This is a genomic window from Streptomyces sp. NPDC058685 (assembly GCF_042714725.1).
GTDB lineage: Bacteria > Actinomycetota > Actinomycetes > Streptomycetales > Streptomycetaceae > Streptomyces.
Window position 1 is genome coordinate 57,575 of sequence record NZ_JBHXSL010000018.1, and the last position, 23,506, is coordinate 81,080.

A 23,506-nucleotide genomic window follows, 5' to 3' on the forward strand; every position below is an offset into this window, starting at 1 on the left:
AGGCTGACCGGATGAGCATGACGACCCCGGCCGGCTGGTACCCGGACCCGAGCGTTCCCGGCACCGAACGCTGGTGGGACGGGACCGCCTGGACCGCGCACACCCGCGCGGTCCAGGTGCAGGCCCAGGCCGCCGGGTTCGGTCCGCCGACAGTGCCGATGGCGCGGACCGGCGGCCCGGGAGGCAGACCGAAGGGCCGGCTCGTGGCGTTCGCCGTCGCCGGCGTCGTCCTCGTGGCCGCCGTCGCGACGGCGGCCGTCCTGCTCGCACCCGGCGACGACGACAGCGGTAAGGACGCGGGGCCGAGTGCCACCGCACCCGTCAGCACCTCCGCGGACCCGCAGGACACACCGTCCCCGACAGCGTCCGCCGACGACGCCGACGTGCTGACCGACCAGCTCAACGGGATCTCGATACCCATCCCCGAAGGCTGGGAGAAGTCCGACAGCACCCTCGACGAGGGCGCGACCATGCGCACGGAGCTGACGTACGAATGCCCGGCCGGCGGTTCGTCGCTCTGCCGGCACGGCCGGATCTCGTCCATCGCCTCCGGCGGGACCTCCGCCACCACGCCGAAGGCCCTCGCCGAGCAGGACATCGTCACGGCGGCGGACAAGGCGTACGACGAGGACGTCCTCGGCAGCCGGATCTACGGCGGGATCACCTCCCACACCGTCCTCACGTCCCGGTCCTTCGCCGTCGCCGGGCGCGCGGGCCATCTGGTGCGCTGGCGGGTCGTCACCGGCAAGGGCCCCGGCGGATACGTCCAGTCGCTCGTCTTCCCCTCGACCGTGGGCACCGAGGCCATGGTCATCATCCGCTTCGCCTTCGACGCCGGCCCCGACGCGCCGAAGCTCGCCGACATGGACAGGATCGCGGCGAGTATCCGGGCGGACGGTGACACGGGGAGCGGAGGCGTCGGCAGCAGCATCGGGCCGAGCAACTGACCCTGCCCGTAAGGGAATCCCGCCTGTACGGCGACGGCATCCCCGGCGGGGCCGGTGCCGGCGGTCAGAGGAAGGTGCGGCCCTCGCCCCGGTAGGTGGGCGCCGTCCCGGTGATCCGGTCCCCTTCGATCAGCTGAAGCGTGTCGAACCGCTCGCACATCTCACCGGCCTTGGCGTGCCGGAACCACACCTTGTCGCCGATCAGCAGGTCGTCCGCGGGGGAGCCCAGCAGTGGGGTCTGCACCTCGCCGGCCGCCTCCTGCGGGTCGTAGCGCAGCCCCTCGGGCAGATAGGGGACCGGCAGCCGGTCCGCCCCGGCGGCTCCGGACGCGGGATAGCCGCCGCCGAGCACCGTCACCACGCCCACTCCGGGCCGGCGCACCACGGGCTGGGCGAAGAGCGCGGCCGGACGGCCGGAGAAGGAGGTGTAGTTGTCGAACAGCCGCGGGAGGTACAGCCCCGAGCCCGCCGCGATCTCGGTGACGGCGTCCTCGGCCGCGGTGTGCTGCACGCTGCCGGTACCGCCGCCGTTGACGAACTCCAGGTCCGGCGCCACCGCACGGACCGCCCGCACCACGGCCGCCCGCCGGCCCGCCAGCTCCCTGCGGGCGGTCGCCTGCATGAGCCTGATCGCCCGGGAACGCATCGGACGGCCGCCGATGGCGTCACCCACACCGGCGATATGACCCTCGTACGCCATCACTCCCACCAGCCGGAAGCCGGGGCGTCGGGCGATCGAGCGTGCCAGCTCGGCCAGTTGGGCCGGCTCCCGCAGTGGCGAACGTCGAGCGCCCACACGGATCCGGCCCCCGAGCAGATGCAGCGCGGTGTCCAGTTCCAGACAGACCCGGATCTCTTCCCTGCCCCCGGCCCGGGACGCCTCGATCAGGTCGAGCTGTGCCGCGTCGTCGATCATCACGGTCACCGCGGCGGCGAGCTTCGGGTCGGCCGCGAGCTCGGCGTAGCCCGCGCGGTCCGCCGACGGATAGGCCAGCAGGACGTCGTCGAAGCCGGCCCTGGCGAGCCACAGCGACTCGTCCAGCGTGAACGACATGATCCCGGCGAAGCCGTCCCTCGCCAGCACCCGCTCCAGCAGCACCCGGCAGCGCACGGACTTGCTCGCGACGCGGATGGGCTTGCCCCCGGCTCTGCGCACCAGATCCTCGGCGTTGGCGTCGAAGGCGTCGAGATCGACGACGGCCAGCGGAGCGTCGAGATGGGCGGTGGCCCTGTCGTAGCGGGCCCGGTCAGCTGCGCGGGGAGTCATGGCCCGAGCTTGCCAGACCGGATTACCCCGGGGTAGGGGGACGTTTTGGGCAGATCCCCACGGAGGCGGGGTCTCGGTGCCGTGGGGGGTACCTCAACCCGTAGAGTGACGCACACGCGGTGACGAACGGGCCTGCCCCGAGAGGCGATCCGTCGGTGTACGTGGACTTGGACCTGGGGGGCCGTATGAGTACGGAGACGCAACGCCCTCCCGGCCCCGAGGACCCGGACCACCGTCCGGCGCCCCGCCACCAGGACGCGCCCCGTGGCGCACGGAACCCCCAGCCGCAGCGTCCGTCCGGCCTGCGCGATCTGCTGCCTCCGGAGCACACCCCCGGCACGCCGGCGCAGGGTGATCGTGTTCCGGCCGAGACGCGGGCCGTGCCCGCTCCGCCCGCCAGGGCACCGGAACCGCGTCGCCCCGAGAGTGCCCCTTCCGCCCGGCGCCCGTCCCGCGACGGCGACCCGCGCCAGGCCCCCGTGCCGCCGCGCGGCGGCACACGGCCCGCTGCATCCACGGAGACCCGGCGCCCCGCGTCAGGCGACCGGCAGGCGGTTCCGCCGATGCCCGACAGCCCTCCCGGTGCCGCACACCGGCCGGAGAAGGCTCCTCAGCGAACCGAGAACGCTCCGCACCGCCCCGAGACGCACACGGCTGCGCGCGAGCAGCGTTCCGCGCGCCCGGCGTCCGAACGCCCCGGCCGTCCCGAGGGCGACCGCCGTGCGGTTCCGCCGCAGGTGGCGGCACCGGATGCCGCGACCGCCGGCTCAGCGGACGCACGCTCCGACGCTCCTGTGCGGCCGCCGCGTCCGGCCGGCCGGCAGCCGGCCCGTCCCGACAGCGCGCCGCGTCCCGCGTCGTCGGACCGGCGAGTCGGCCCGTCCCGCCCGGACGCCGTGCCCGCTTCCGCGCCGGCGACTCGTGGTCCCGAGACCGCCGCCCGTGCGAACGGCGGACAGACCGCGGCCCGCCGCCCGGTCTCGCCCCCCTCTGCCGCCGAACGCCACTCCGTACCGCCCCGGCCCGACGCGCAGCCCGGTCGGCCCCCGGCGGCGCGACGGCCCGAGCCTTCACACAGCCAGCCCTCGCACAGCCCGCGCCCCGCGTCCGGCGACCGTCATCCCGTGACGCCCCGGCCCGACGTGCCCGCGAGCCGCCCGGGGGCGGACGCAGCACCCGACGCCGCACAGCGCGGGCGGATCGGCCCGTGGCCCCAGGGGCCTCAGCGCGAGACCGCGGCGCCGCTCGCCGCCCGGATCATGGAGCCCCCGGCCGCGCCGCCCCGGCCCGACACCCCGCCCGTCGAGACCACCACCCGGCTGCGGCCCATCACCGCGCCCCGGTCCGCGCCCGCGGGCGGTCCGGCGCCCGAGGCGCCGCCCCGGCCCGCCGCCCCGCCGCGGCGGAGGCCGGTCGGAGCCGTCGACCTCACCCCGCGGCCGGGCGCGACGCCGCCCGCGTACTCCTGGGTGCCGCCGGAGACGCCGAACGAGATGACCACGCGGCTGCGTCCGGTACCCGCCCGCCGTCCGCTGCGCGCGATCGGCGCCCTCGGCTGTGTCGTCCTCGGACTCGGGCTCATCGGCGGTGCGGCCACCGGCAGCTGGCTGACCGGGGACTCGAGTGCCGATCCCGCGACGGACACCGCGTACGCCGATGCCCGCACGCTCTGGCACAGCGCCCCGGTGGACACGCTCTTCCCCCGGACCCTCAGCGGCGACGGCGCGGGCCCCGGCGGTGCCGACCGGGTGTGGACACGGATAGCGGTCGCACCCGACAGCGCCTGCGCGTCGGCGCTCGACCCGCTGCTCGTCACGACCCTGCGGCAGGTCGGCTGCGCCCGCGTCCTGCGTGCGACGTACACCGACGCGACGGCCAGCAACGTCACCACCGTCGGGCTGGTCTTCACCGACGGCGACCCGGAGTCCGTCGCCGCGCTGAAGTCCCGCTTCGCGAAGGAGAAGCTCTCCGAGCGGCGTGACCTCATGCCCCGGGCCTTCCCGGCCAAGGGCACCGTCGCCGCCGGGTTCGGCGACCCGCAGCGTGCCAGCTGGACCGTGGACGTCCTCACCGAGGCGCCCGTGATCGTCTACGCCGTCTCCGGCTTCGCCGACGGCCGCACCGTCGCCGACCCGCAGCCCGCCGCAGCGGCCAAGGCGAACGGGGCGACCACCGCGCCCGCCCAGGCCGGTCTCGGGCACGAGGCCGCCGGCCTCGCGGACGGCATCGGCGGCGCCCTGCGCCGGACCCTCAGCGCGGCCACGGAGGCGCCGGAATGACCAGAACCCGCCGCGGCCACCGCATCGCCGCCCTGTGCGCGGCCGTCGCCTTCACCCTCCTGCCGGCCGCTCCCGCACACGCCGACGGCATCCGGACCCAGCAGTGGGGTCTGGAGGCCATGAACACCGACGAGGCATGGCGTACCACCAAGGGCGAGGGCATGACGGTCGCCGTGCTCGACACCGGCGTCGACGACGAACACCCCGACCTCGCGGGCTCCGTCCTGCCGGGCAAGGACTTCATCGGCTTCGGCGCGGGCCGCGGCGACCGCGCCTGGGCACGCCACGGGACGGCGATGGCCGGCATCGTCGCGGCCCACGGCCACGGTCCGGGCCAGGAGGACGGGGTCATGGGCATCGCGCCCGAGGCGAAGATCCTCCCGGTGCGCGTCATCCTCGAAGGCACCGACGCCGCCCGCGAGAAGGCCCGCAAGTCCCGTGGTACCGCGCTCGCCCAGGGCATCCGCTGGGCCGCCGACCAGGGCGCCGACGTGATCAACATGTCGCTCGGCGACGACAGCGAGTCGGCGCACGCGGAGGCGGGCGAGGACGCCGCCGTCCAGTACGCCCTGGCCAAGGGCTCCGTGATCGTCGCGTCGGCCGGGAACGGCGGCGAGAAGGGCGACCACATCTCGTACCCGGCCGCCTATCCCGGCGTGATCGCCGTGACCGCCGTCGACCGCTTCGGCACGCACGCGGCCTTCTCCACCCGGCGCTGGTACGCCACGGTCAGCGCGCCCGGCGTCGACATCGTCATCCCGGACCCGGACCGGAAGTACTACCAGGGCTGGGGCACCAGCGCGGCAGCCGCGTTCGTCTCGGGTGCCGTCGCCCTCGTACGGTCGGCGCACCCCGGCCTGACGCCCGCCCAGATCAAGAAGCTCCTCGCCGACACCGCGCGCAACGGCCCCAAGGGCGGCCGTGACGATGCCCGTGGCCATGGCATGGTCGACCCGGCGGCCGCGATCAAGGCGGCGGCGAAGCTGCGCCCCGCGGATGTGAAGGCGGCGAAGGCGGGCTACGACAAGCAGTACTTCGGGGGCGGACCCGACCCCGCGAAGGACAGCGCGGAACCGGCGGGCTGGCTCGCGCCGGTGGCCGGTGGCGTAGGGGCACTGGTGCTCGCGGGTGCCGTCGTCCTGTGGCGCGGCGGCCGCACCACCCGCGGCTGACGCCGCCGGACCCGGCCTGCCTGCGCGCACCCGCACGGTTCCGGCACCACCCCCACTGGTCCGGCACCCACCCGTCACCCTCACATCACGACATCACGACATCACGACATCACGCCGACCGCCGCCCGCGCCGCCGCCTCCACCACCGCGATGCCGGCCTTCTTGCTCGCATGTCCCTCGGAGAGGACCGCGACCAGCAGGACCCGGCCGTCCACCGACACCCGCCCGATGCTGTTGACGTCCCAGAGCCCGGTCGCGGTCCGCGGCATCCAGCCGTTCTTCAGCGCCCAGCCGGTGCCCACCGCCGACACCCCCCAGTCCTGGTCCGCCGCGATGTCCGCCATCAGCGCCTGCACCAAGGAGCGCGAGTCCTCGTTCAGTACCGAGTCCGTGCCGAACACGGCCCGCAGCAGCACCAGTTGGTCCCGGGCCGTGGTCCGCGTCAGCCCCCAGGCGTCCGCGGCGGCCGTCTCGGTCAGGCCGAGCCGCGCATGGGCCGCGTCGAGCCCTGCCGCCCCGCCCACGGCCCTGAAGAGCGCTGTCGCGGCGTCGTTGTCACTGAGCCGGATCATGGCGGCCGCCCGGGTCCGCTCCTCGGCGGTCAGCGACCGTCCCTCGTCCTGGGCCCGGAGCAACAGAGCAGCCAGGATGCCGACCTTGACGATGCTGGCGGTGTCGTACGCCTCACTCCCGTGGACCGCCGTGTCCCCGCTCGCGGTGTCCAGCACCGCGACCGACAGCGATGCGCCGGCCCGTGGGCCGACCGGTTCCAGCGCCCTGGCCAGCGCCGCGTCGAGATCCACCGCGGCCTCCGCCGTCCGAACCGTCCCCTGCGGGACGCAGCGGGCGAGGGCGACGATACGGCTGCGGACGGCACGGCGTCCGGCGTGCGCCCGAGGGAGTGGGCGCCCACGGCGACGTACCCGCCCATCACGGCCGCCACCGTCGCAGCGAGGACGACCGGTCGGCGGGTGCGCGCGCCATGGCGGAGAGACATGGGCCGCAAGCCATGGACCGCACCTGGCGGACAGCTGTGTCCCGCCTGCGGGTCCGGTGAGAAAGGGCCTGCGGCACCGGGGTTAGGCTCGGTGCGTGGAGCTCAAGAACATTCCCGACCCCGGTTTCTCCGACGACGACGGAACCGCCGATCCGGCCCTGGAGGCGGCGCTCGCCGCGTGGGCCGAGGACCGGACCGCCGAGGGACCGGTGCTGGAGGCACTCCGGGGCGCCCGGCTCCTCGTCCCCGTCGTCGCCGTCCTCGGCGAGGTCGAGGAGGACGAGAACGGTCTGCGCCGTGAGAAGACCAGCGACATGGCCGTGCCGACGCTGACCGCGGGGGAGCGCCGCGCACTGCCCGCCTTCACCTCGATCGCCTCGCTGGCCCGCTGGGACCCCACCGCCAGGCCCGTCGCCGTACCGCTGCACCAGGCACTTCAGGCGGCCGCCCACGAGAAGGCCGACACTGTCGTGCTCGACCTCGCCGGCCCGGTGCCGTACCAGCTGAGCGGCCGTGCGCTGCTGGCGCTGGCCGAGGGGCGCACCAGCGCGGACCCGCTCGACGATCCCGCCGTCTCCGGCGCGGTCCGCGAGGTGGTCGCGGCCGAGCCCGCGGTGCTCCGCGCCCATCTGGGCCCCGGCAGTGCCGACGGCACCCTGGCCCTGGTCCTCACCGCGGACGCGGTGCCCGCGGAGGCGGCGCGCCGGGTCGCACAGGCGCTCGCCGCCCACGACGCACTGAGGGCCCGCCTGGTGCGGGGCCTCGACCTGGCACTGCTGCCGGCCGCGGCCACGCCACCCGGCGAGCCCCTGTTCGTACGCGTCGGTTCGTCGGCCGGTCAGCCGTAGACCGGACCGGTGTACTTCTCGCCCGGGCCCTGGCCCGGCTCGTCGGGAACCAGCGAGGCCTCGCGGAACGCCAGTTGCAGCGACTTCAGCCCGTCGCGCAGCGGCGCCGCGTGGAAGGAGCTGATCTCGGTGGTGCTCGCGTCGAGCAGACCGGCCAGCGCGTGCACCAGCTTGCGTGCCTCGTCCAGGTCCTTGTGGTCGGCGGCGTCCTCCGTCAGGCCCAGCTTGACGGCGGCGGCGCTCATCAGGTTCACCGCGACCGTGACGATGACCTCGACGGCGGGGACCTCGGCGATGTCGCGGGTCATGGCGTCGAAGTCGGGGGACTCGGAAGGGGTGGTCGCGTCACTCATGGGGCACACGATATGCCCACCCCTCATCCGGCCTTTCCCCTGCCCGGTGCCCGGCGTTCCCGGGCGTCTCGCGCGAGACGTGTTCCCGGCCACCGGTTAGCTCCTTCCGGCCAGAGCTGCTAACCTTGTGTGACGACCGGCCGGACACCTGCGTGCCCGGCCCACAAGTGGAGGCTCCGATCTCCCACCTGGCTGTCCCTCGGGACGGCGGGTCACCGGTCAGGCGGCGCCCATCGTTCCGTACGGACGATGGAGTCGCCCGATGTACGCCCCGCGGTCGACGCGGCGGTGTTCCGGTATTCGAGGAGCTCCCGCCTGTGTCCCGTCCGGGGCATTTTTCGCTTTCCGGTGCGGTTGGTCTCACTGAAAACAGACGTTACGCGGCTGTCTGCCAGACAGTCGTGTGGTGCTACCGAGGAGGATCCATCAGCGCCGAGCCCCGCATCAACGACCGGATTCGCGTTCCCGAAGTGCGACTTGTCGGTCCCAGCGGCGAGCAGGTCGGGATTGTTCCGCTTGCCAAGGCCCTTGAACTTGCGCAGGAGTACGACCTCGACCTGGTCGAGGTCGCGGCGAACGCCCGTCCGCCCGTGTGCAAGCTCATGGACTACGGGAAGTTCAAGTACGAGTCGGCCATGAAGGCCCGTGAGGCGCGCAAGAACCAGGCGCACACGGTCATCAAGGAGATGAAGCTCCGGCCGAAGATCGACCCGCACGACTACGACACCAAGAAGGGTCACGTCGTCCGGTTCCTCAAGCAGGGGGACAAGGTCAAGATCACGATCATGTTCCGTGGTCGTGAGCAGTCCCGACCCGAGCTTGGTTTCCGCCTGCTCCAGCGTCTCGCTTCCGATGTCGAGGACCTCGGATTCATCGAGTCGAACCCGAAGCAGGACGGCCGGAACATGATCATGGTTCTCGGCCCGCACAAGAAGAAGACCGAGGCCATGGCCGAGGCGCGTGAGGCCCAGGCCGCACGCAAGGCCGGCACCGCCAAGGCTCCGGCCGACGCGTCCGCCGACGCCGACGCCGAGGCCGAGAGCCCCACCGAGACGCCTTCCGAGGCGTGACCCGCAGGGGCGCCACCCAGGCGCCCCGGGTTCGCTCGGACCAGCAACCACGACTGACGCTCCCGCACGCCGGTGCCCGCACCGGGGGAGCGCCACTGATGAGGAGAGAACGGCGCGATGCCGAAGAACAAGACGCACAGCGGTGCCAAGAAGCGCTTCAAGATCACCGGCTCCGGCAAGGTGCTCCGTGAGCGCGCCGGCAAGCGCCACCTGCTCGAGCACAAGCCGTCCACGCTGACGCGTCGCCTCTCCGGCAACGCGGAGATGGCTCCGGCCGACGCCAAGAAGATCAAGAAGCTTCTCGGCAAGTGACGTCCTCCGTCCCCGGGTGACCGGGGACGGGACGCCGAGACCGGGACCTAATTCGTTTCCGGGCTGGATGAGTCGAACTGTGAATCCCAGCCCCGCTACAAGGAGTTAACAAGTGGCACGCGTCAAGCGGGCAGTCAACGCCCACAAGAAGCGCCGGGCGATCCTCGAGGCGGCCTCCGGCTACCGCGGTCAGCGTTCGCGCCTGTACCGCAAGGCCAAGGAGCAGGTCACCCACTCCCTGGTCTACAACTACAACGACCGCAAGAAGCGCAAGGGCGACTTCCGTCAGCTGTGGATCCAGCGCATCAACGCCGCTGCCCGCCAGAACGGCATGACGTACAACCGCCTCATCCAGGGTCTGAAGGCCGCCAACATCGAGGTGGACCGCAAGATCCTCGCCGACCTCGCGGTCAACGACGCCAACGCGTTCGCCGCGCTCGTCGAGGTCGCCCAGAAGGCGCTCCCGAGCGACGTCAACGCCCCGAAGGCTGCCGCCTGACCGGCGCGTCGTACCGGATGTGACCGGACCCGCAGGCCCTGTGGCCTGCGGGTCCGTGTGCGTCCGGCCCGCCGTCCGTACCGCCCTCCCGCGCACCCGAAGGTGAGTTAATGGCAGCCGCCCCCGAGTTGATCTCCCCGCGCTCGACGCGCGTCGCCGCCGCCCGGCGGCTGGCGAAGCGGAACTTCCGCGGCAAGGAGCGGCTGTTCCTCGCCGAGGGACCGCAGGCCGTACGCGAGGCGGCCGCGCACCGCGCGGGCGGGGAGCCCACCCTCGTCGAGCTGTTCACCACCCTCGACGCGGCCGAGCGGTACGCCGAGATCATCGGCGCGGCACGCGACGCCGGAGCCCGGGTGCACCTCGCCGACGAGTCGGTGATCGCCGACATCTCGACCACCGTCACCCCGCAGGGGCTCGTCGGTGTCTGCCGCTTCCTGGACTCGCCTTTCGAGGCCGTCCTCGCCGCGCGGCCCCGCCTCGTCGCCGTCCTCGCCCATGTGCGCGACCCCGGGAACGCCGGCACCGTCCTGCGCTGCGCGGACGCCGCGGGCGCCGACGCCGTCGTCCTCACCGACGCCTCCGTCGACCTCTACAACCCCAAGGCCGTCCGCGCGTCCGTCGGATCCCACTTCCATCTCCCCGTGGCGACCGGCGTCCCCGTCGAGCGAGCCGTCCAGGGGCTCAGGGACGCGGGCGTCCGCGTCCTCGCGGCCGACGGCGCGGGCGAGGACGACCTGGACCACGAACTCGACGCCGGCACCATGGGCGGACCCACCGCCTGGATCTTCGGCAACGAGGCCTGGGGGCTGCCCGAGGAGACCCGCGCCCTCGCCGACGCGGTCGTCCGGGTGCCCATCCACGGAAAGGCCGAGAGCCTGAACCTGGCGACCGCCGCGGCCGTATGTCTCTATGCCTCGGCGCGTGCCCAGCGCGCGGGCAGTACCCGCTGACCGGCGGTACTCGCTCAGGGGGTCCGCTCCGTCACCTTCAGCTAGTAGGGTGACGGGCTCGGGGACCCACTGCGCCGGCGGAGAGGTGGGGTACGGGGATATGGCTGTGGGGACGAGCGGGCCCGCGGAGACGCACGGGGCTCTGCGGGGTCCTTCCGACGGACCCGGGTGGTTCGGCATCGACCCCGACGATCTCGCCGACGGGCTGGTCGTGGCCGACGAGACGGGCCGGGTGATCTGTTTCAACGACGCCGCCGTCAGGATCACCGCCGTGGCCCGGCGAGACGCCCTCGGGCACCCCCTGGAGCAGGTACTTCCGCTGGAGGACCTCAAGGGCCGCCGCTGGTGGACCCTGACCGATCCGTACGGCGGACTCGCCACCCGGGTCGGCCAGCCCGAGCGCAACCTCCTGCTGCCGGGCGGCCGCGAGGTACTGGTCTCCGCCCGGTACGTCCGCGAGCGCCCCACCGGGCCGATACGCCGGCTCGTCGTCAGCCTGCGCGGCACCGAGGCCCGCCGCCGCACCGAACGCAGCCACGCCGAGCTGATCGCCACCGTCGCCCACGAACTGCGTTCCCCGCTCACCTCCGTCAAGGGCTTCACGGCGACCCTGCTGGCCAAGTGGGAACGCTTCACCGACGACCAGAAGCGGCTGATGCTGGAGACCGTCGACGCCGACGCCAACCGGGTCACCCGCCTCATCGCCGAACTGCTCGACATCTCCCGTATCGACTCCGGACGCCTCGAGGTGCGCCGTCAGCCCGTCGACATGTCCGCGGCCGTCGGCCGGCACGTCCAGGCCCACATAGCCAGCGGCCAGCGCGCCGACCGCTTCCTGCTGCGCATCCGCCATGATCTTCCCGATCTGTGGGCGGACCCCGACAAGATCGACCAGGTGCTCGGCAACCTGCTCGAAAACGCGGTGCGCCACGGCGCCGGAACCGTCACCATCGAGGTGGCGCCGGCATCGGCGAAGGACGACGAGAAGGGAACGGCCGTCACCGTGAGCGACGAGGGCCCCGGCATCCCCGAGGAGTCGATGGGCCGTGTCTTCACCCGCTTCTGGCGGGGGAGCAAGCGCGGCGGGACGGGTCTGGGCCTCTACATCGTCAAGGGCATCGTCGAGGCGCACGGCGGCACGATCACGGTGGGCCGCGGTCCCGGCGGCGGCGCCGAGTTCCGATTTATCCTGCCCGTCGGCGCCCCTGCCTATCTGGCGTAGGCGCCCACGGGCTTCGCAGCGTCCAAGCGACCTTTAGACTCGGCTTTTGGCACCTTTGCGTCCTCATTCGTCGAGCAAGGCCGCGCCATCAGCCAATCGGAAGCACGGGAAGAGATGTCGGCACCGAACAAGTCGTACGACCCTGTCGAGGTCGAGGCACTGAAACCGGAAGAGATCGAGCGCATGCGGGACGAGGCGCTCGCCGCCTTCGCGGCCGCCGGCGACCTCGACGCGCTCGCCCACGCGAAGGTCGCGCACACCGGCGGTACCTCGCCGCTCGCGCTCGCCAACCGTGAGATCGGCGCGCTGCCCCCGCAGGCGAAGGCCGAGGCGGGCAAGCGTGTCGGCCAGGCACGCGGCGCCGTGAACAAGGCGCTCGCCGCCCGTCAGGGCGAGCTGGAGGCCGAGCGCGACACCCGCGTGCTGGTCGAGGAGGCGGTGGACGTCACGCTGCCGTACGACCGGATCCCGGCCGGCGCCCGCCACCCGCTCACCACGCTCATGGAACGCGTCGCGGACGTCTTCGTCTCCATGGGGTACGAGGTCGCCGAGGGCCCCGAGGCCGAGGCGGAGTGGTTCAACTTCGACGCCCTGAACTTCACGCCGGACCACCCGGCGCGGCAGATGCAGGACACCTTCTTCGTCCAGGGGCCCGCGGGCACCGACGGTGACGAGTCCGGCGTCGTGCTGCGTACGCACACCTCCCCGGTCCAGGCCCGGTCCCTGCTCGACCGGGAGCCGCCGGTCTACGTGGTCTGCCCCGGCCGTGTGTTCCGCACCGACGAGCTGGACGCCACCCACACCCCCGTCTTCCACCAGATCGAGCTGCTGGCCGTCGACGAGGGTCTGACCATGGCCGACCTCAAGGGCACCCTGGACCACATGGTCCAGGCGCTCTTCGGCGCCGGTATGAAGACCCGGCTGCGCCCGAACTACTTCCCCTTCACCGAGCCGTCCGCCGAGATGGACATGCTCTGCTACGTGTGCCGGGGCGAGTCCGTCGGCAACCCCGACCGGCCCTGCCGCACCTGCTCCAGCGAGGGCTGGATCGAGCTCGGCGGCTGCGGAATGGTCAACCCGAAGGTGCTCGTCGCCTGCGGTGTGGACCCGGAGAAGTACAGCGGATTCGCCTTCGGGTTCGGCATCGAACGGATGCTGATGTTCCGCCACAACGTCGAAGACATGCGAGACATGGTCGAGGGTGACGTCCGGTTCACCCGGCCGTTCGGGATGGAGATCTGATGCGGGTCCCGCTTTCATGGCTGCGGGAGTACGTCGACCTGCCGGCGACGGAGACCGGCCGTGACGTACAGACCAGGCTTGTCGCCGCCGGCCTCGAGGTCGAGACCGTCGAGCAGCTGGGCGCCGGGCTCAAGGGCCCGCTGGTGGTCGGCCGCGTCCTGACCATCGAGGAACTGACCGAGTTCAAGAAGCCGATCCGCCACTGCACGGTCGACGTCGGCCAGGCCAACGGGACGGGCGAGCCGCAGGAGATCATCTGCGGCGCCCGGAACTTCGCCGTCGGCGACAAGGTCGTCGTGGCCCTGCCCGGCGCCGTCCTGCCCGGCGACTTCCAGATCGCCGAGCGCAAGACGTACGGCCGGATGTCCCGCGGCATGATCTGCTCCAGCAGCGAGCTGGACATGGGCGACGACGGCACCAAGGGCATCATCGTGCTGCCGCCCGAGTACGAGGCCGGCATCGACGCCACCGAGCTGCTCGAGCTGTTCGACGAGGTCCTCGACATCGCCGTCACGCCCGACCGCGGCTACGCCCTGTCCCTGCGCGGCGTCGCCCGTGAGACCGCCACCGCGTACGGCCTGCCGCTGCGCGACCCGGCCCTCCTGGACGTCCCCGGGCCGAACGCCTACGGCTACCCGGTCAACGTCTCCGACCCCGGCGGCTGCGACCGCTTCACGGCGCGCACCGTCGTCGGGCTCGACCCCGAGGCCCGGTCGCCGATCTGGCTCCAGCGCCGCCTCCAGAAGGCGGGCATGCGCCCGATCTCGCTCGCCGTCGACATCACCAACTACGTGATGCTGGAGCTCGGCCAGCCGCTGCACGCGTACGACCGCACCCGTCTCGACGGGCCGATCGGCGTGCGCCGGGCCGAGGCCGGCGAGAAGCTCACCACCCTCGACGGGGTGAAGCGCGTCCTCGACGCGGGCGACCTCGTGATCACGGACAGCCGCGGACCCATCGGTCTCGCGGGTGTGATGGGCGGAGCCAACACCGAGATCGCGGACGCGGAGACCCACCCGGAGACGGGCGAGGTCCAGGGCACGACCGAGGTCGTCATCGAGGCCGCGCACTTCGACCCGATCTCCATCGCCCGTACCGCCCGGCGGCACAAGCTGGCGTCCGAGGCGTCCCGGCGCTTCGAGCGCGGGGTCGACCCGGAGGCCGGCGCGGCCGCCGCGCAGCGCACCGTCGACCTGCTGGTGCTGCTCGCCGGCGGGACCGCGGAGGCCGGCGTCACGCACGTCGTCGCGCCGTCCGCGCCGCGTACGGTCACCATGCGCGCCGACCACCCCGACAAGGTGGCGGGCGTCGACTACGGCCGCGAGACCGTCGTCCGGCGCCTCCAGGAGGTCGGCTGCGACGTCTACGGCCAGGACGAGCTCGTCGTCACCGTCCCCTCGTGGCGGCCGGACCTCGCCGCGCCGAACGACCTCGCCGAAGAGGTCATCCGGCTGGAGGGGTACGAGAACCTGCCCTCGACGCTGCCCAAGCCGCCGCCGGGGCGCGGGCTCACCGAGCGCCAGCGGCTGCACCGCCGGCTCGGCCGTGCGCTGGCCGGCGCCGGCTACGTCGAGGCGCTGAACTACCCGTTCATCGGGGAGCAGGTCCTCGACCAGCTCGGTCTCGCGGCGGACGATCCGAAGCGCCGCCTCGTCAAGCTCGTCAACCCGCTCTCCGACGAGGAGCCCGCGCTGCGCTCGACGCTGCTGCCCGGGCTGCTCGGCGCGCTGCGCCGCAACGACGGCCGCGGCAGCCACGACCTCGCGCTCTTCGAGACCGGTCTGGTCTTCCTGGCCGGTCGGACTCCCGGTGTCGCAGTGCGGCTGCCGGTGGACCGCAGGCCCACCGACGAGGAGATCGCCGAGCTGGACGCCGTGCTGCCCGCACAGCCGCGGCACGCGGCGGTCGTCCTCGCGGGCGCCCGCGAGCAGGCCGGCTGGTGGGGCAAGGGCCGTCCGGCCGAATGGGCGGACGCGGTCGAGGCCGCCCGTTCCATCGCCGCCGAGGCCAGGACCGAACTGACCGTGCGCCAGGGTCAGTACGGCCCGTGGCACCCGGGCCGCTGCGCCGAACTGGTCGTGGTGGTCGACGGCGAGGAGCGCATCGCGGGCCACGCCGGCGAGCTGCACCCGCGTGTCCTCAAGGCACTCGGACTGCCCGCCCGCACCTGCGCCATGGAGCTCGACCTGGACCTGGTCGAGCAGGCGTCCGCGGGCACGGTACCGGCTCCGCGGATCGCCACCTTCCCGGTCGCGACCCAGGACGTCGCCCTGGTCGTGGACGGGCAGGTCCCGGCCGCCGACGTGGAGAAGGCGCTGACCGACGGCGCGGGCGAACTGCTGGAGTCCATCCGGCTGTTCGACGTCTTCACCGGCGAGCAGATCGGTGAGGGCAAGAAGTCGCTGGCATACGCGCTGAAGTTCCGTGCGCCCGACCGGACGCTGACGGTCGAGGAGGCCTCGGCCGCGCGCGACGCGGCGGTGGCTCTCGCGTCGGAGCGTACGGGAGCGGTCCTGCGCGGAGCCTGACGCGCGCACCGGGGCCCGCCCCGGACGCCGGCACGACAACCGCGGGAAACCGTGAGAGAACGCCAACACCGGCGAGGCTGGGGAACCTGCCTCGCCGGTGTTGTCATGGGTACGCCGTGCAGGCGCCGTACCCGGGCCGGAATCCTCCAATCGCTCGCCTTCTGCAACCAGTGCAGCGAAAGGCAACCAAGGGATTGCCGTGCGGCCGGCGCCGCCCGCCCTGCCGCGGAGTGTCGGGCAGATCAGCAGGGCAGACGACGCGAACGAGGACCGCCGCACTGTACGAGGGGGAGCCGACGGTCCGGCCGCCTCCATGAGAGGCATTTCAGTCAACCGGCGCGAACCGTACGGCGGCAGAGCGCGCGTGGCACAGATCGGGGCACTCCGTTCACACCCCGTGCGAATCGTCCTCTACTAGGCTGGGCGCACCGAGCCAACGGAGGGGCCTCATGCAGCCCAACACCCTGCTCGACGCCCTGCTCGACGAGGCGGGCATCTCCCACGCGGGCCTCGCCGCACGTGTGAACCAGGCCGGCCGCGCCCGGGGTCTTGCGCTCCGGTACGAACACACGGCCGTGGCACGGTGGTTGAAGGGACAGCGTCCGCGCGGCCAGGTTCCCGACCTGATCTGCGAGGTGCTCGCCGGCCGGCTGCACCGCGCCATCACGCTCGGCGACATCGGACTCGGGGTCAACGGTGACTCCGTGATGCCCCCCGGCTCGCCGCTGTCCGGCTTCGTGGAGCGGGCCACCGCCCTGTGGCGCTGCGACGAACAGCAGCGGCGGCACATCATCGAGGCTCCCGCGGTCACCGGCACACCCGCCGTGATGCCGGTGTGGGAGTGGGAGAACCCGCCCGAGGACGCGGACGTGTCCCGCTCCGGGCAGACGCGCGTGAGCATGGCCGACATCACGATGCTGCGCGCCGCCCGCGCGCACTACGAGCTGATGTACCGCAGGGCGGGCGGCATCGCGACCCGCGCCCGCATCGTCGGATTCCTCAACGCCGAGACCGCGCCGCTGCTGCGCGGCGGCTACAGCGACGCCCTCGGCCGCCAGTTGCACCGTGCGACGGGCGGTCTGGTGGCGGTCGCCGGAATCTGCGCCTACGACTCGGACGCCCACGGCCTCGCACAGCGCTACTTCCACCAGGCGCTGCGTCTGGCAAAGGCCAGTGGGGACAGGGGACTCGGCGCCTACGTGATAGCGCTGCTGGTCAACCAGTCGCTGTTCATGGCCGAGCACCGGCAGGCGGTGGCCTTCGCGGAGGCCGCGCTGCGGTCCGCCGGTGACCGGATCACCCCTGCCCTGGCCGCCGATCTGTACGCGATGCAGGCCAAGGCGTACGCGCACCTGGGTGACGGAAGCAGCGCTCTGCGCTGCATACGGCGCGCCGAACTGGAGGCCGGGCGCATTCGTCCGGGGCACGAGCCCGACGAGACCGGCTATGTGCAGCCCGGACTCGTCAACGTCCAGGTGGCGGAGGCCCTGCTCAGCCTCGGCGACCTTCAGGCGGCCCGTGAGCACGCCGCGGCCGCCGTCGACACGCCGGCGCACGACCGTGGCCGGGTGCACCGGCTCGCCATGCTCTGTCAGATCGAGCTCCGTCAGGGCGAGGTCGACCGCGCGGCCCGCACGGCGGTGGAGATGGCGGAGCGGGCGCGGGGCATGGAATCGCAGCGGCTGCGGGACCGGTTGCGCGCGGTACGTGAGCATCTCGTCCTGAGCGGCTGCGCCAACGCCGACGAGGCCGCCGAACTCATCGACGGAGCGCTGCGCGTTCCCCTCTGACCGAGCTCCTGCTGCGATATTGCCATCTACTTGTCGGAAGGTGGCAGAAAAGTGCAGTGGACGAACTTAAGCGAACAAACTGTGTATGAGAACCGTTGGTTCAGGGTCAACCTGGCCGACGTCGTTCTCCCCGACGGCCGGCATCTCGATCACTTCCTGATACGGCTGAGGCCGGTCGCCGTGGCGACGGCGGTCAACGCGGCCAATGAGGTGCTGATGCTCTGGCGGCACCGCTTCATCACCGACACCTGGGGCTGGGAACTCGCCGCGGGGGTCGTCGAGGACGGCGAGGACGTCGAGACAGCGGCGGCCCGCGAGATGGAGGAGGAGACCGGGTGGCGTCCCGGCGCCCTCCAGCACCTCATGACCGTGGAACCGTCGAACGGCCTCACCGACGCCCGGCACCATCTCTACTGGGCCGAGGAAGCGACGTACACCGGTCACCCCGAGGACGACTTCGAGTCCTCCAGGCGCGAGTGGGTCCCGCTGAAGCTCGTGCCCGACATGATCGCCCGCGGTGAGGTCCCGGCAGCCAACATGGCGGCCGGGCTGCTGATGCTCCACCATCTGCGGCTGGGCTGACGTTTCCGGAGCCGCACCGTACTCGCCCGACCGGCCCGGACGGGCTCGGCGAGAGCTGGGAGGGCCGACCTCCGCCGACCCCCCGCTCTCGCGCATGCTGGTGCCGCTCCCGGCAGGCTCTGCCCTGTCGCGGCACTAGTGCGCCAGCGCCTGCCAGACCGCCACCGCCAGCGCCCCGAGCGCCGTCAGCGCGGCCACGGCCGGCAACGGCCACCTGGCATGTTCCAACGCCCCGACGCGCGCGGCCAGATCGGTCAGCTCCCGGTCGATCTGGTCGTTGCGCTGCGCGAGCAGCGCCAGATGCCCGTCGATCCGGGCGAGGCCGACATCGAGGCTGCGGCGCAGTTCGGCGAACTCCTCGACCACTAAGTGATCAGGGTCGGTTGTCACGGATCGGCTCCTCTGCAGAAAGGTGTACGGCGAACCCTTGGCTGAGCGGAACCGAGTCAACTCTCCGTGGTCACGGGGCGGGAGCGTGTGCGCACGGCATATGCGAGCACGCCCCTCACACTCCGTGTGAATCAGGAGTACGGGTAGAAGCCGGAGCCCGTCTTACGGCCGAGGCGTCCCGCGTCCACCATCCGCTGCAACAGCGGCGGTGCCGCGTACAGGGGCTCCTTGAACTCGGCGTACATCGAGTCGGCGACGGACGCGACGGTGTCCAGGCCGATCAGGTCGGAGAGCTTCAACGGACCCATCGGGTGGGCGCAGCCCAGCTCCATGCCGTTGTCGATGTCCTCGCGGCTGGCGATGCCCGACTCGAACATCCGGATGGCGGAGAGCAGATAGGGGATGAGCAGCGCGTTCACCACGAAGCCCGAGCGGTCCTGGGCCCGGATGGCGTGCTTGTCGAGCACCTGCTGGACCACGGCCTCGGAGCGCTTGATGGTCTCCTCGGAGGTGGTGAGCGCGGGGATCAGCTCGACCAGCTTCTGGACCGGCGCCGGGTTGAAGAAGTGGATGCCGATGACCTGGTCGGGCCGCGAGGTGGCGACGGCCAGCTTGACCAGCGGAATCGAGGAGGTGTTGGAGGCGAGAATCGCGTCCTGGCGGGTCACGACCTGGTCGAGGATCTGGAAGATCTCGGTCTTGACCTGCTCGTTCTCCACGACGGCCTCGATGACGAGGTCGCGGTCGGCGAACTCCCCGAGGTCGGTGGTGAAGCTCAGGCGCTCCAGCGCGGCGTCGCGCTCCTCCTCGCTGATCTTGCCGCGTTCGGCGGCCTTCGACAGCGAGTTGTACAGCCGGGTACGACCGATCTCCAGGGCCTCGCCCGTGGTCTCGGCGACCTTCACCTCGAGCCCACTGCGGGCGCACACCTCCGCGATGCCTGCGCCCATCTGGCCACAGCCCACCACTCCGACGCGTGCAATGTCGGCCATTGAGTCCGTCACCTCGTGCCTTTCGCTGAATCAGTGCGGCGGAGCCTCCGCGTGGTTCCGGTGCCCGCCTCGACGCCCCGACGTTACTCCGGATGCGGAGGTGCGTGACCGTCAGGGGCGGGCATGCTGTGCGGAAACGACCACCGGCGACGACGACACCGAGGGCGACAAATGGGGCGTATCGGTAGAAGAGGTTTCGTGACGACGGCCGTGAGCGTGCTCGCCGCGATGGCGACGGCGGGCGACGCGGCAGCCTTTCCGCCGCGGCCGGGGCGCCCTCGGCCCCTCGCCGAGCCGGAGTTCCGCGGCACGTGGCTGGCGACCGTCACCAACCGTGACTGGCCTTCACGTCCGGGCCTCACGGCGAGCCGGCAGCGTGACGAACTTCTCGCCCATCTCGACACCGCGGTCGCCCGCAGACTCAACACCGTCGTCCTCCAGGTCCGGCCGAGCGCGGACGCCCTGTGGCCCTCGCCGTACGAGCCCTGGTCGGTCTACCTCACCGGTGTCCAGGGCAAGGATCCCGGCTGGGACCCGCTCGGCACCGCCGTGCGCGAGGCCCACGCCCGCGGACTCGAACTGCACGCCTGGTTCAACCCCTACCGTGTCGCGGTCCACACCGATCCGTCCCGGCTGGTCGCCGGCCACCCGGCCCGCGTCCACCCGGACTGGGTCCTGCCCTACGGCGGGAAGCTGTACTACAACCCCGGCATCCCCGAGGTCCGCGCCTTCGTCCAGGACGCGATGGCCGACGCCGTGAAGCGCTACGCCGTCGACGCCGTCCACTTCGACGACTACTTCTATCCGTATCCGGTCGCCGACCAGGTCTTCGACGACGATGCGACCTACGCCCGGTACGGGGCGGGCTTCCCGGACAAGGCCGCCTGGCGGCGCGACAACATCGACCGGCTCGTCAGGGAGATGTCAGCGCGGATCAAGGAGACGCGGCCCGGCGTCGGTTTCGGCATCAGCCCCTTCGCGGTGTGGCGCAACAGCGCCACCGACCCGCTGGGTTCGGACACGCGCGCGGGAGTGCAGACCTACGACGACCTCCACGCCGACACCCGCCGCTGGGTGAAGGAGGGCTGGATCGACTACATCTCCCCGCAGGTCTACTGGAACATCGGTTTCGCCGCCGCCGACTACGCGAAGCTGCTGCCCTGGTGGAACGACGTCGTCCAGGGCACCGGCGTCGACCTCGTGATCGGGGAGGCCCTCTACAAGGCGGGTGACCCGGCCCAGCCCGCGCCGTGGCAGGACCCCGCCGAACTCTCGCGCCACCTCACGCTGGCGAAGACGTACAACGGAGTCCGCGGCCACTGCTTCTTCTCGGCCAAGGAGGTCATGACGGATCGGATCGGGGCGATGGCCAGGGTCGTGGCCGACCACTATCCGACCAGGGTGCTGCCGCCGCGCTGAGCGGCGGCCGGTCAGGCGGGCTGTTCGGGCGGCGGCCCGTCAGGCGTGCTCGTCCGGCTTGACGACGGTGTCGGGGCCCGGGGACATGAGCGCCTCGTGACCGTCGTCGTAGCGGACGCGGTAGGGGGGTGTGCCCTTCTGCCCCAGCACCTCGACGACTTCGGCGGTCCGGTCGTGCTGTCCCACGGTCCTGCCGTGCACGAGCAGCTTGTCGCCTACGTTGGCATGCATCGTGGTGACCTCCTCGCAGGGGTGGTCTCTGGTTCGAGTTTACGGCCGGGGCCCGGAGTTGCACCCTCAGCTGCCGGCCCGCCTCAGCTGCGGGCGCGCTGGGTCACGGCGATGCAGACGAGGACGGCGACCGCGGCCACGGGGGCCGCGGGGGAGATCTCCTCACCCAGCAGGCCCACCGACCAGACGAGGGTGAGCAGCGGCTGCGCCAGCTGGATCTGGCTCGCCTTGGCGATGCCGATCGACGCCATGCCCCGGTACCAGACGTACAGGCCGAAGAAGGTCGAACCGGCGGCGACCCACAGCAGACCGATCACCCCGTGGGCCGTCATCCGCACCGGCTCGTGGGCGAGCGCGACGGCCGAGCCCGCCAGCGCCAGGGGCAGACAGAACACCAGGGCCCAGCCGATCACCTGCCAGCCGGGCATCTGCCGGGCGAGCCCGCCGCCCTCCGTGTATCCGGCGGCGCAGACCAGCAGGGCGCCGAACAGATACAGATCGCCGGTGTGCAGCGCTCCACCGCTCTGCTGCACGGTGAACGCGATCACCACGGCCGCTCCGGCCAGAGCGGCCAGCCAGAAGGTGCGGGAGGGGCGGCGCCCGGTGCGGACCGCGGCGAAGGCGGCGGTGGTGAGCGGCAGCAGGCCCACCACGACGGCCGCGTGGGACGTGGTGGAGGTCTGCAGGGCCAGCGTGGTCAGCAGCGGGAAGCCCACGACCACACCCCCGGCGACGACGGCCAGCGGGCCCCAGTGGCGACGCTCGGGAAGCGGTACGCGCAGCGCCAGCAGAAAGGCTCCCGCGATCAGTGCGGCGAGCGCGCTGCGCAACCCGACCAGTGACCAGGGGCCGAACGATTCGAGGCCCCAGACCGTGGACGGAAAGGTGAGGGAGAAGGCGACGACGCCCAGCGCGGCGAGGAGGGTTCCGTTACCGACCGCTATCGGCATCGAGCGAGTAGCGCTATCCTGTGCTGTCATGCAAGAGCGTAGCAGTGTGGCTGACCTGGCGAATGCCCTGAAGCGGGAACTCGACCGCTACTCGCCGGGTGGGAAGCTGCCGTCGAGCCGGGCACTCGTCGAGCGCTTCCGGGTCTCCCCGGTCACCGTCTCCCGCGCCCTCGCCCAGCTCGCGGCGGAAGGGCTGGTCGTCACCCGCCCCGGCGCGGGCGCCTTCAGGGCAGAGCCGCGTACGCCCGCGCCCGCCCCCGGGGACACGTCCTGGCAGGAGGTCACCCTCAGCGCCGACTCCGCGACCGAACTCGTGCCCCGTACCGTCGACGCCTCCGGGGTCCTCGCCACCCTCGCCGCACCGCCGCCGGGGGTCGTCGAGTTCAACGGGGGCTATCTGCATCCGTCGCTCCAGCCGGAGCGGGCGATGGCCGCGGCGCTGGCCCGCGCGGGGCGCCGCCCGGGCGTCTGGAGCCGGCCGCCCGCCGACGGGCTGCCCGAGCTGCGCGAATGGTTCGCCCGCGGTCTCGGCGGCAGCATCGGGGCCGCGGACGTCCTGATCACCGCGGGCGGACAGTCCGCGCTGACCACCGCCCTGCGGGCGCTCGCGCCGCCCGGAGCCCCCGTCCTCGTCGAATCGCCCACCTATCCGGGCATGCTGGCCATCGCGCGCGCGGCCGGGCTGCGGCCGGTACCCGTGCCCGTGGACGCCCAGGGCGTGCGCCCGGACCTGCTCGCCGCCGCGTTCCGGGCCACCGGCGCCCGCCTCTTCATCTGCCAGCCGCTCTTCCAGAACCCGACCGGTGCCGTGCTGTCCGCCGAGCGCCGCCCCGAGGTCCTGCGCATCGCGCGCGAGGCCGGAGCCTTCGTCGTCGAGGACGACTTCGCCCGCCGCATGGCCCACGACGACGCCGGTCCGCTGCCGAGCCCGCTCGCGGCCGACGACCACGACGGTGTCGTCGTCCACGTCAGCTCACTGACCAAGGTGACCTCGGCCAGTCTGCGCGTGGGCATGCTGGCGGCACGCGGGCCCGTGTCGGAACGCCTGCGGGCCATTCACGTCGTCGACACCTTCTTCGTGCCCCGCCCGCTCCAGGAGGCGGCCCTCGAACTGGTCGGGGCACCGGCCTGGAGTCGTCATCTGCGCACGGTGGCCACCGAGTTGACGGCACGCCGCGAGGCGATGGCGGTGGCCCTGCGGGCCGGACTGCCCGCATGGTCCCTGCCGCACATCCCCGCCGGCGGGTACCACCTCTGGTTGCGGCTGCCGGACGGATCCGACGAGTCCGCGCTGCTCTCCGCGGCCCTCCGCGCGGGCGTCGCACTCGCCCCCGGCCGCCCCTACTTCTGTGCCGAACCCCCGGCCGGGTACGTCCGGTTGAGCTTCGCCGGGGTGGCCGGAACGTCGGAGATCGCCGAGGGAGTACGCCGGCTGCGCAGCGCCTGCGACGAGCTGACCTGACCTT

Annotated in this window: 22 protein-coding genes; 15 read left to right on the forward strand and 7 right to left on the reverse strand. The window is 72.5% G+C overall.

What is annotated here, in order from left to right; all coding sequences use genetic code 11:
• The first annotated feature begins 11 nt into the window (after window positions 1–11).
• Entirely contained in the window at window positions 12–947 is a 936-nt protein-coding gene (locus ACFWU3_RS17360; RefSeq protein ID WP_384437629.1) for a DUF2510 domain-containing protein, read from the forward strand.
• A gap of 64 nt (window positions 948–1,011) precedes the next feature.
• On the opposite strand, the gene ACFWU3_RS17365 is transcribed toward ACFWU3_RS17360, so the two are convergent.
• Window positions 1,012–2,214, reverse strand: a complete 1,203-nt coding sequence (locus ACFWU3_RS17365; RefSeq protein WP_384437632.1) for an amino acid deaminase/aldolase — start codon at window positions 2,212–2,214, stop codon at window positions 1,012–1,014.
• 1,493 nt (window positions 2,215–3,707) lie between these two features.
• On the opposite strand from ACFWU3_RS17365, the gene ACFWU3_RS17370 reads away from it, so the two are divergent.
• Both ACFWU3_RS17370 and mycP read left to right on the forward strand, forming a co-directional pair.
• Window positions 3,708–4,493 (forward strand): hypothetical protein, encoded by a 786-nt coding sequence (locus ACFWU3_RS17370; RefSeq protein ID WP_384437786.1) that lies wholly within the window; start codon window positions 3,708–3,710, stop codon window positions 4,491–4,493.
• The gene (gene mycP, locus ACFWU3_RS17375; protein WP_384437635.1) at window positions 4,490–5,665 is read left to right on the forward strand and encodes a type VII secretion-associated serine protease mycosin; all 1,176 of its coding nucleotides are present in this window, start codon (window positions 4,490–4,492) and stop codon (window positions 5,663–5,665) included. The genes ACFWU3_RS17370 and mycP overlap by 4 nt, the downstream gene beginning before the upstream one ends.
• Before the next feature lie 101 nt (window positions 5,666–5,766).
• Here mycP and ACFWU3_RS17380 read toward each other — a convergent pair whose 3' ends face one another.
• Complete coding sequence (locus ACFWU3_RS17380) at window positions 5,767–6,468, reverse strand: serine hydrolase (RefSeq protein WP_384437638.1); 702 nt, start codon at window positions 6,466–6,468, stop codon at window positions 5,767–5,769.
• Window positions 6,469–6,757: 289 nt separating this feature from the next.
• On the opposite strand from ACFWU3_RS17380, the gene ACFWU3_RS17385 reads away from it, so the two are divergent.
• On the forward strand, window positions 6,758–7,510 hold the full coding sequence (locus ACFWU3_RS17385) for an SseB family protein (protein WP_384437641.1): 753 nt from the start codon (window positions 6,758–6,760) through the stop codon (window positions 7,508–7,510).
• Here ACFWU3_RS17385 and ACFWU3_RS17390 read toward each other — a convergent pair.
• The gene (locus ACFWU3_RS17390; RefSeq protein ID WP_384437644.1) at window positions 7,501–7,863 is read right to left on the reverse strand and encodes a DUF1844 domain-containing protein; all 363 of its coding nucleotides are present in this window, start codon (window positions 7,861–7,863) and stop codon (window positions 7,501–7,503) included. The two genes, ACFWU3_RS17385 and ACFWU3_RS17390, sit on opposite strands and share 10 nt — an antisense overlap.
• Before the next feature lie 401 nt (window positions 7,864–8,264).
• Between ACFWU3_RS17390 and infC the strand changes: the two genes are divergently transcribed.
• The 9 genes from infC (at window position 8,265) to ACFWU3_RS17435 (ending at window position 18,058) form a co-directional block, all read left to right on the forward strand.
• Window positions 8,265–8,933: a translation initiation factor IF-3 gene (gene infC / locus ACFWU3_RS17395; RefSeq protein ID WP_384437789.1), complete on the forward strand. Its 669-nt coding sequence runs from the start codon at window positions 8,265–8,267 to the stop codon at window positions 8,931–8,933.
• A gap of 117 nt (window positions 8,934–9,050) precedes the next feature.
• Entirely contained in the window at window positions 9,051–9,245 is a 195-nt protein-coding gene (gene rpmI / locus ACFWU3_RS17400) for a 50S ribosomal protein L35 (protein ID WP_313947359.1), read from the forward strand.
• Between the two features lie 112 nt (window positions 9,246–9,357).
• On the forward strand, window positions 9,358–9,744 hold the full coding sequence (rplT, locus tag ACFWU3_RS17405; RefSeq protein ID WP_384437647.1) for a 50S ribosomal protein L20: 387 nt from the start codon (window positions 9,358–9,360) through the stop codon (window positions 9,742–9,744).
• Between the two features lie 110 nt (window positions 9,745–9,854).
• Entirely contained in the window at window positions 9,855–10,694 is an 840-nt protein-coding gene (locus ACFWU3_RS17410) for a TrmH family RNA methyltransferase (protein WP_384437649.1), read from the forward strand.
• 100 nt (window positions 10,695–10,794) lie between these two features.
• Entirely contained in the window at window positions 10,795–11,916 is a 1,122-nt protein-coding gene (locus ACFWU3_RS17415; protein ID WP_384437652.1) for an ATP-binding protein, read from the forward strand.
• A gap of 114 nt (window positions 11,917–12,030) precedes the next feature.
• Entirely contained in the window at window positions 12,031–13,158 is a 1,128-nt protein-coding gene (gene pheS / locus ACFWU3_RS17420; RefSeq protein WP_356706012.1) for a phenylalanine--tRNA ligase subunit alpha, read from the forward strand.
• The gene (gene pheT / locus ACFWU3_RS17425; RefSeq protein ID WP_384437655.1) at window positions 13,158–15,686 is read left to right on the forward strand and encodes a phenylalanine--tRNA ligase subunit beta; all 2,529 of its coding nucleotides are present in this window, start codon (window positions 13,158–13,160) and stop codon (window positions 15,684–15,686) included. Before pheS ends, pheT begins: the two co-directional genes overlap by 1 nt.
• Window positions 15,687–16,135: 449 nt before the next feature.
• Window positions 16,136–17,476 carry a transcriptional regulator gene (locus tag ACFWU3_RS17430; RefSeq protein ID WP_384437658.1) on the forward strand — a complete coding sequence of 447 codons (1,341 nt, stop codon included), beginning with the start codon at window positions 16,136–16,138 and terminating at the stop codon, window positions 17,474–17,476.
• Window positions 17,477–17,527: 51 nt separating this feature from the next.
• The gene (locus ACFWU3_RS17435; protein WP_384437661.1) at window positions 17,528–18,058 is read left to right on the forward strand and encodes an NUDIX hydrolase; all 531 of its coding nucleotides are present in this window, start codon (window positions 17,528–17,530) and stop codon (window positions 18,056–18,058) included.
• A 135-nt stretch (window positions 18,059–18,193) separates the two neighbouring features.
• On the opposite strand, the gene ACFWU3_RS17440 is transcribed toward ACFWU3_RS17435, so the two are convergent.
• Window positions 18,194–18,448: a hypothetical protein gene (locus ACFWU3_RS17440; RefSeq protein WP_384437665.1), complete on the reverse strand. Its 255-nt coding sequence runs from the start codon at window positions 18,446–18,448 to the stop codon at window positions 18,194–18,196.
• Window positions 18,449–18,579: 131 nt separating this feature from the next.
• On the reverse strand, window positions 18,580–19,440 hold the full coding sequence (locus tag ACFWU3_RS17445; RefSeq protein WP_384437668.1) for a 3-hydroxybutyryl-CoA dehydrogenase: 861 nt from the start codon (window positions 19,438–19,440) through the stop codon (window positions 18,580–18,582).
• Between the two features lie 171 nt (window positions 19,441–19,611).
• On the opposite strand from ACFWU3_RS17445, the gene ACFWU3_RS17450 reads away from it, so the two are divergent.
• Window positions 19,612–20,859 carry a glycoside hydrolase family 10 protein gene (locus tag ACFWU3_RS17450; RefSeq protein WP_384437671.1) on the forward strand — a complete coding sequence of 416 codons (1,248 nt, stop codon included), beginning with the start codon at window positions 19,612–19,614 and terminating at the stop codon, window positions 20,857–20,859.
• Between the two features lie 39 nt (window positions 20,860–20,898).
• Here ACFWU3_RS17450 and ACFWU3_RS17455 read toward each other — a convergent pair whose 3' ends face one another.
• A complete protein-coding gene (locus ACFWU3_RS17455) occupies window positions 20,899–21,090 on the reverse strand; it encodes a DUF1918 domain-containing protein (RefSeq protein WP_313947369.1) in 192 nt (63 codons plus the stop codon).
• Window positions 21,091–21,173: 83 nt separating this feature from the next.
• A complete protein-coding gene (locus ACFWU3_RS17460; RefSeq protein WP_384437675.1) occupies window positions 21,174–22,070 on the reverse strand; it encodes a DMT family transporter in 897 nt (298 codons plus the stop codon).
• Here ACFWU3_RS17460 and ACFWU3_RS17465 point away from each other — a divergent pair.
• Window positions 22,069–23,502 (forward strand): PLP-dependent aminotransferase family protein, encoded by a 1,434-nt coding sequence (locus ACFWU3_RS17465; RefSeq protein WP_384437677.1) that lies wholly within the window; start codon window positions 22,069–22,071, stop codon window positions 23,500–23,502. The two genes, ACFWU3_RS17460 and ACFWU3_RS17465, sit on opposite strands and share 2 nt — an antisense overlap.
• Window positions 23,503–23,506 lie beyond the last annotated feature (4 nt).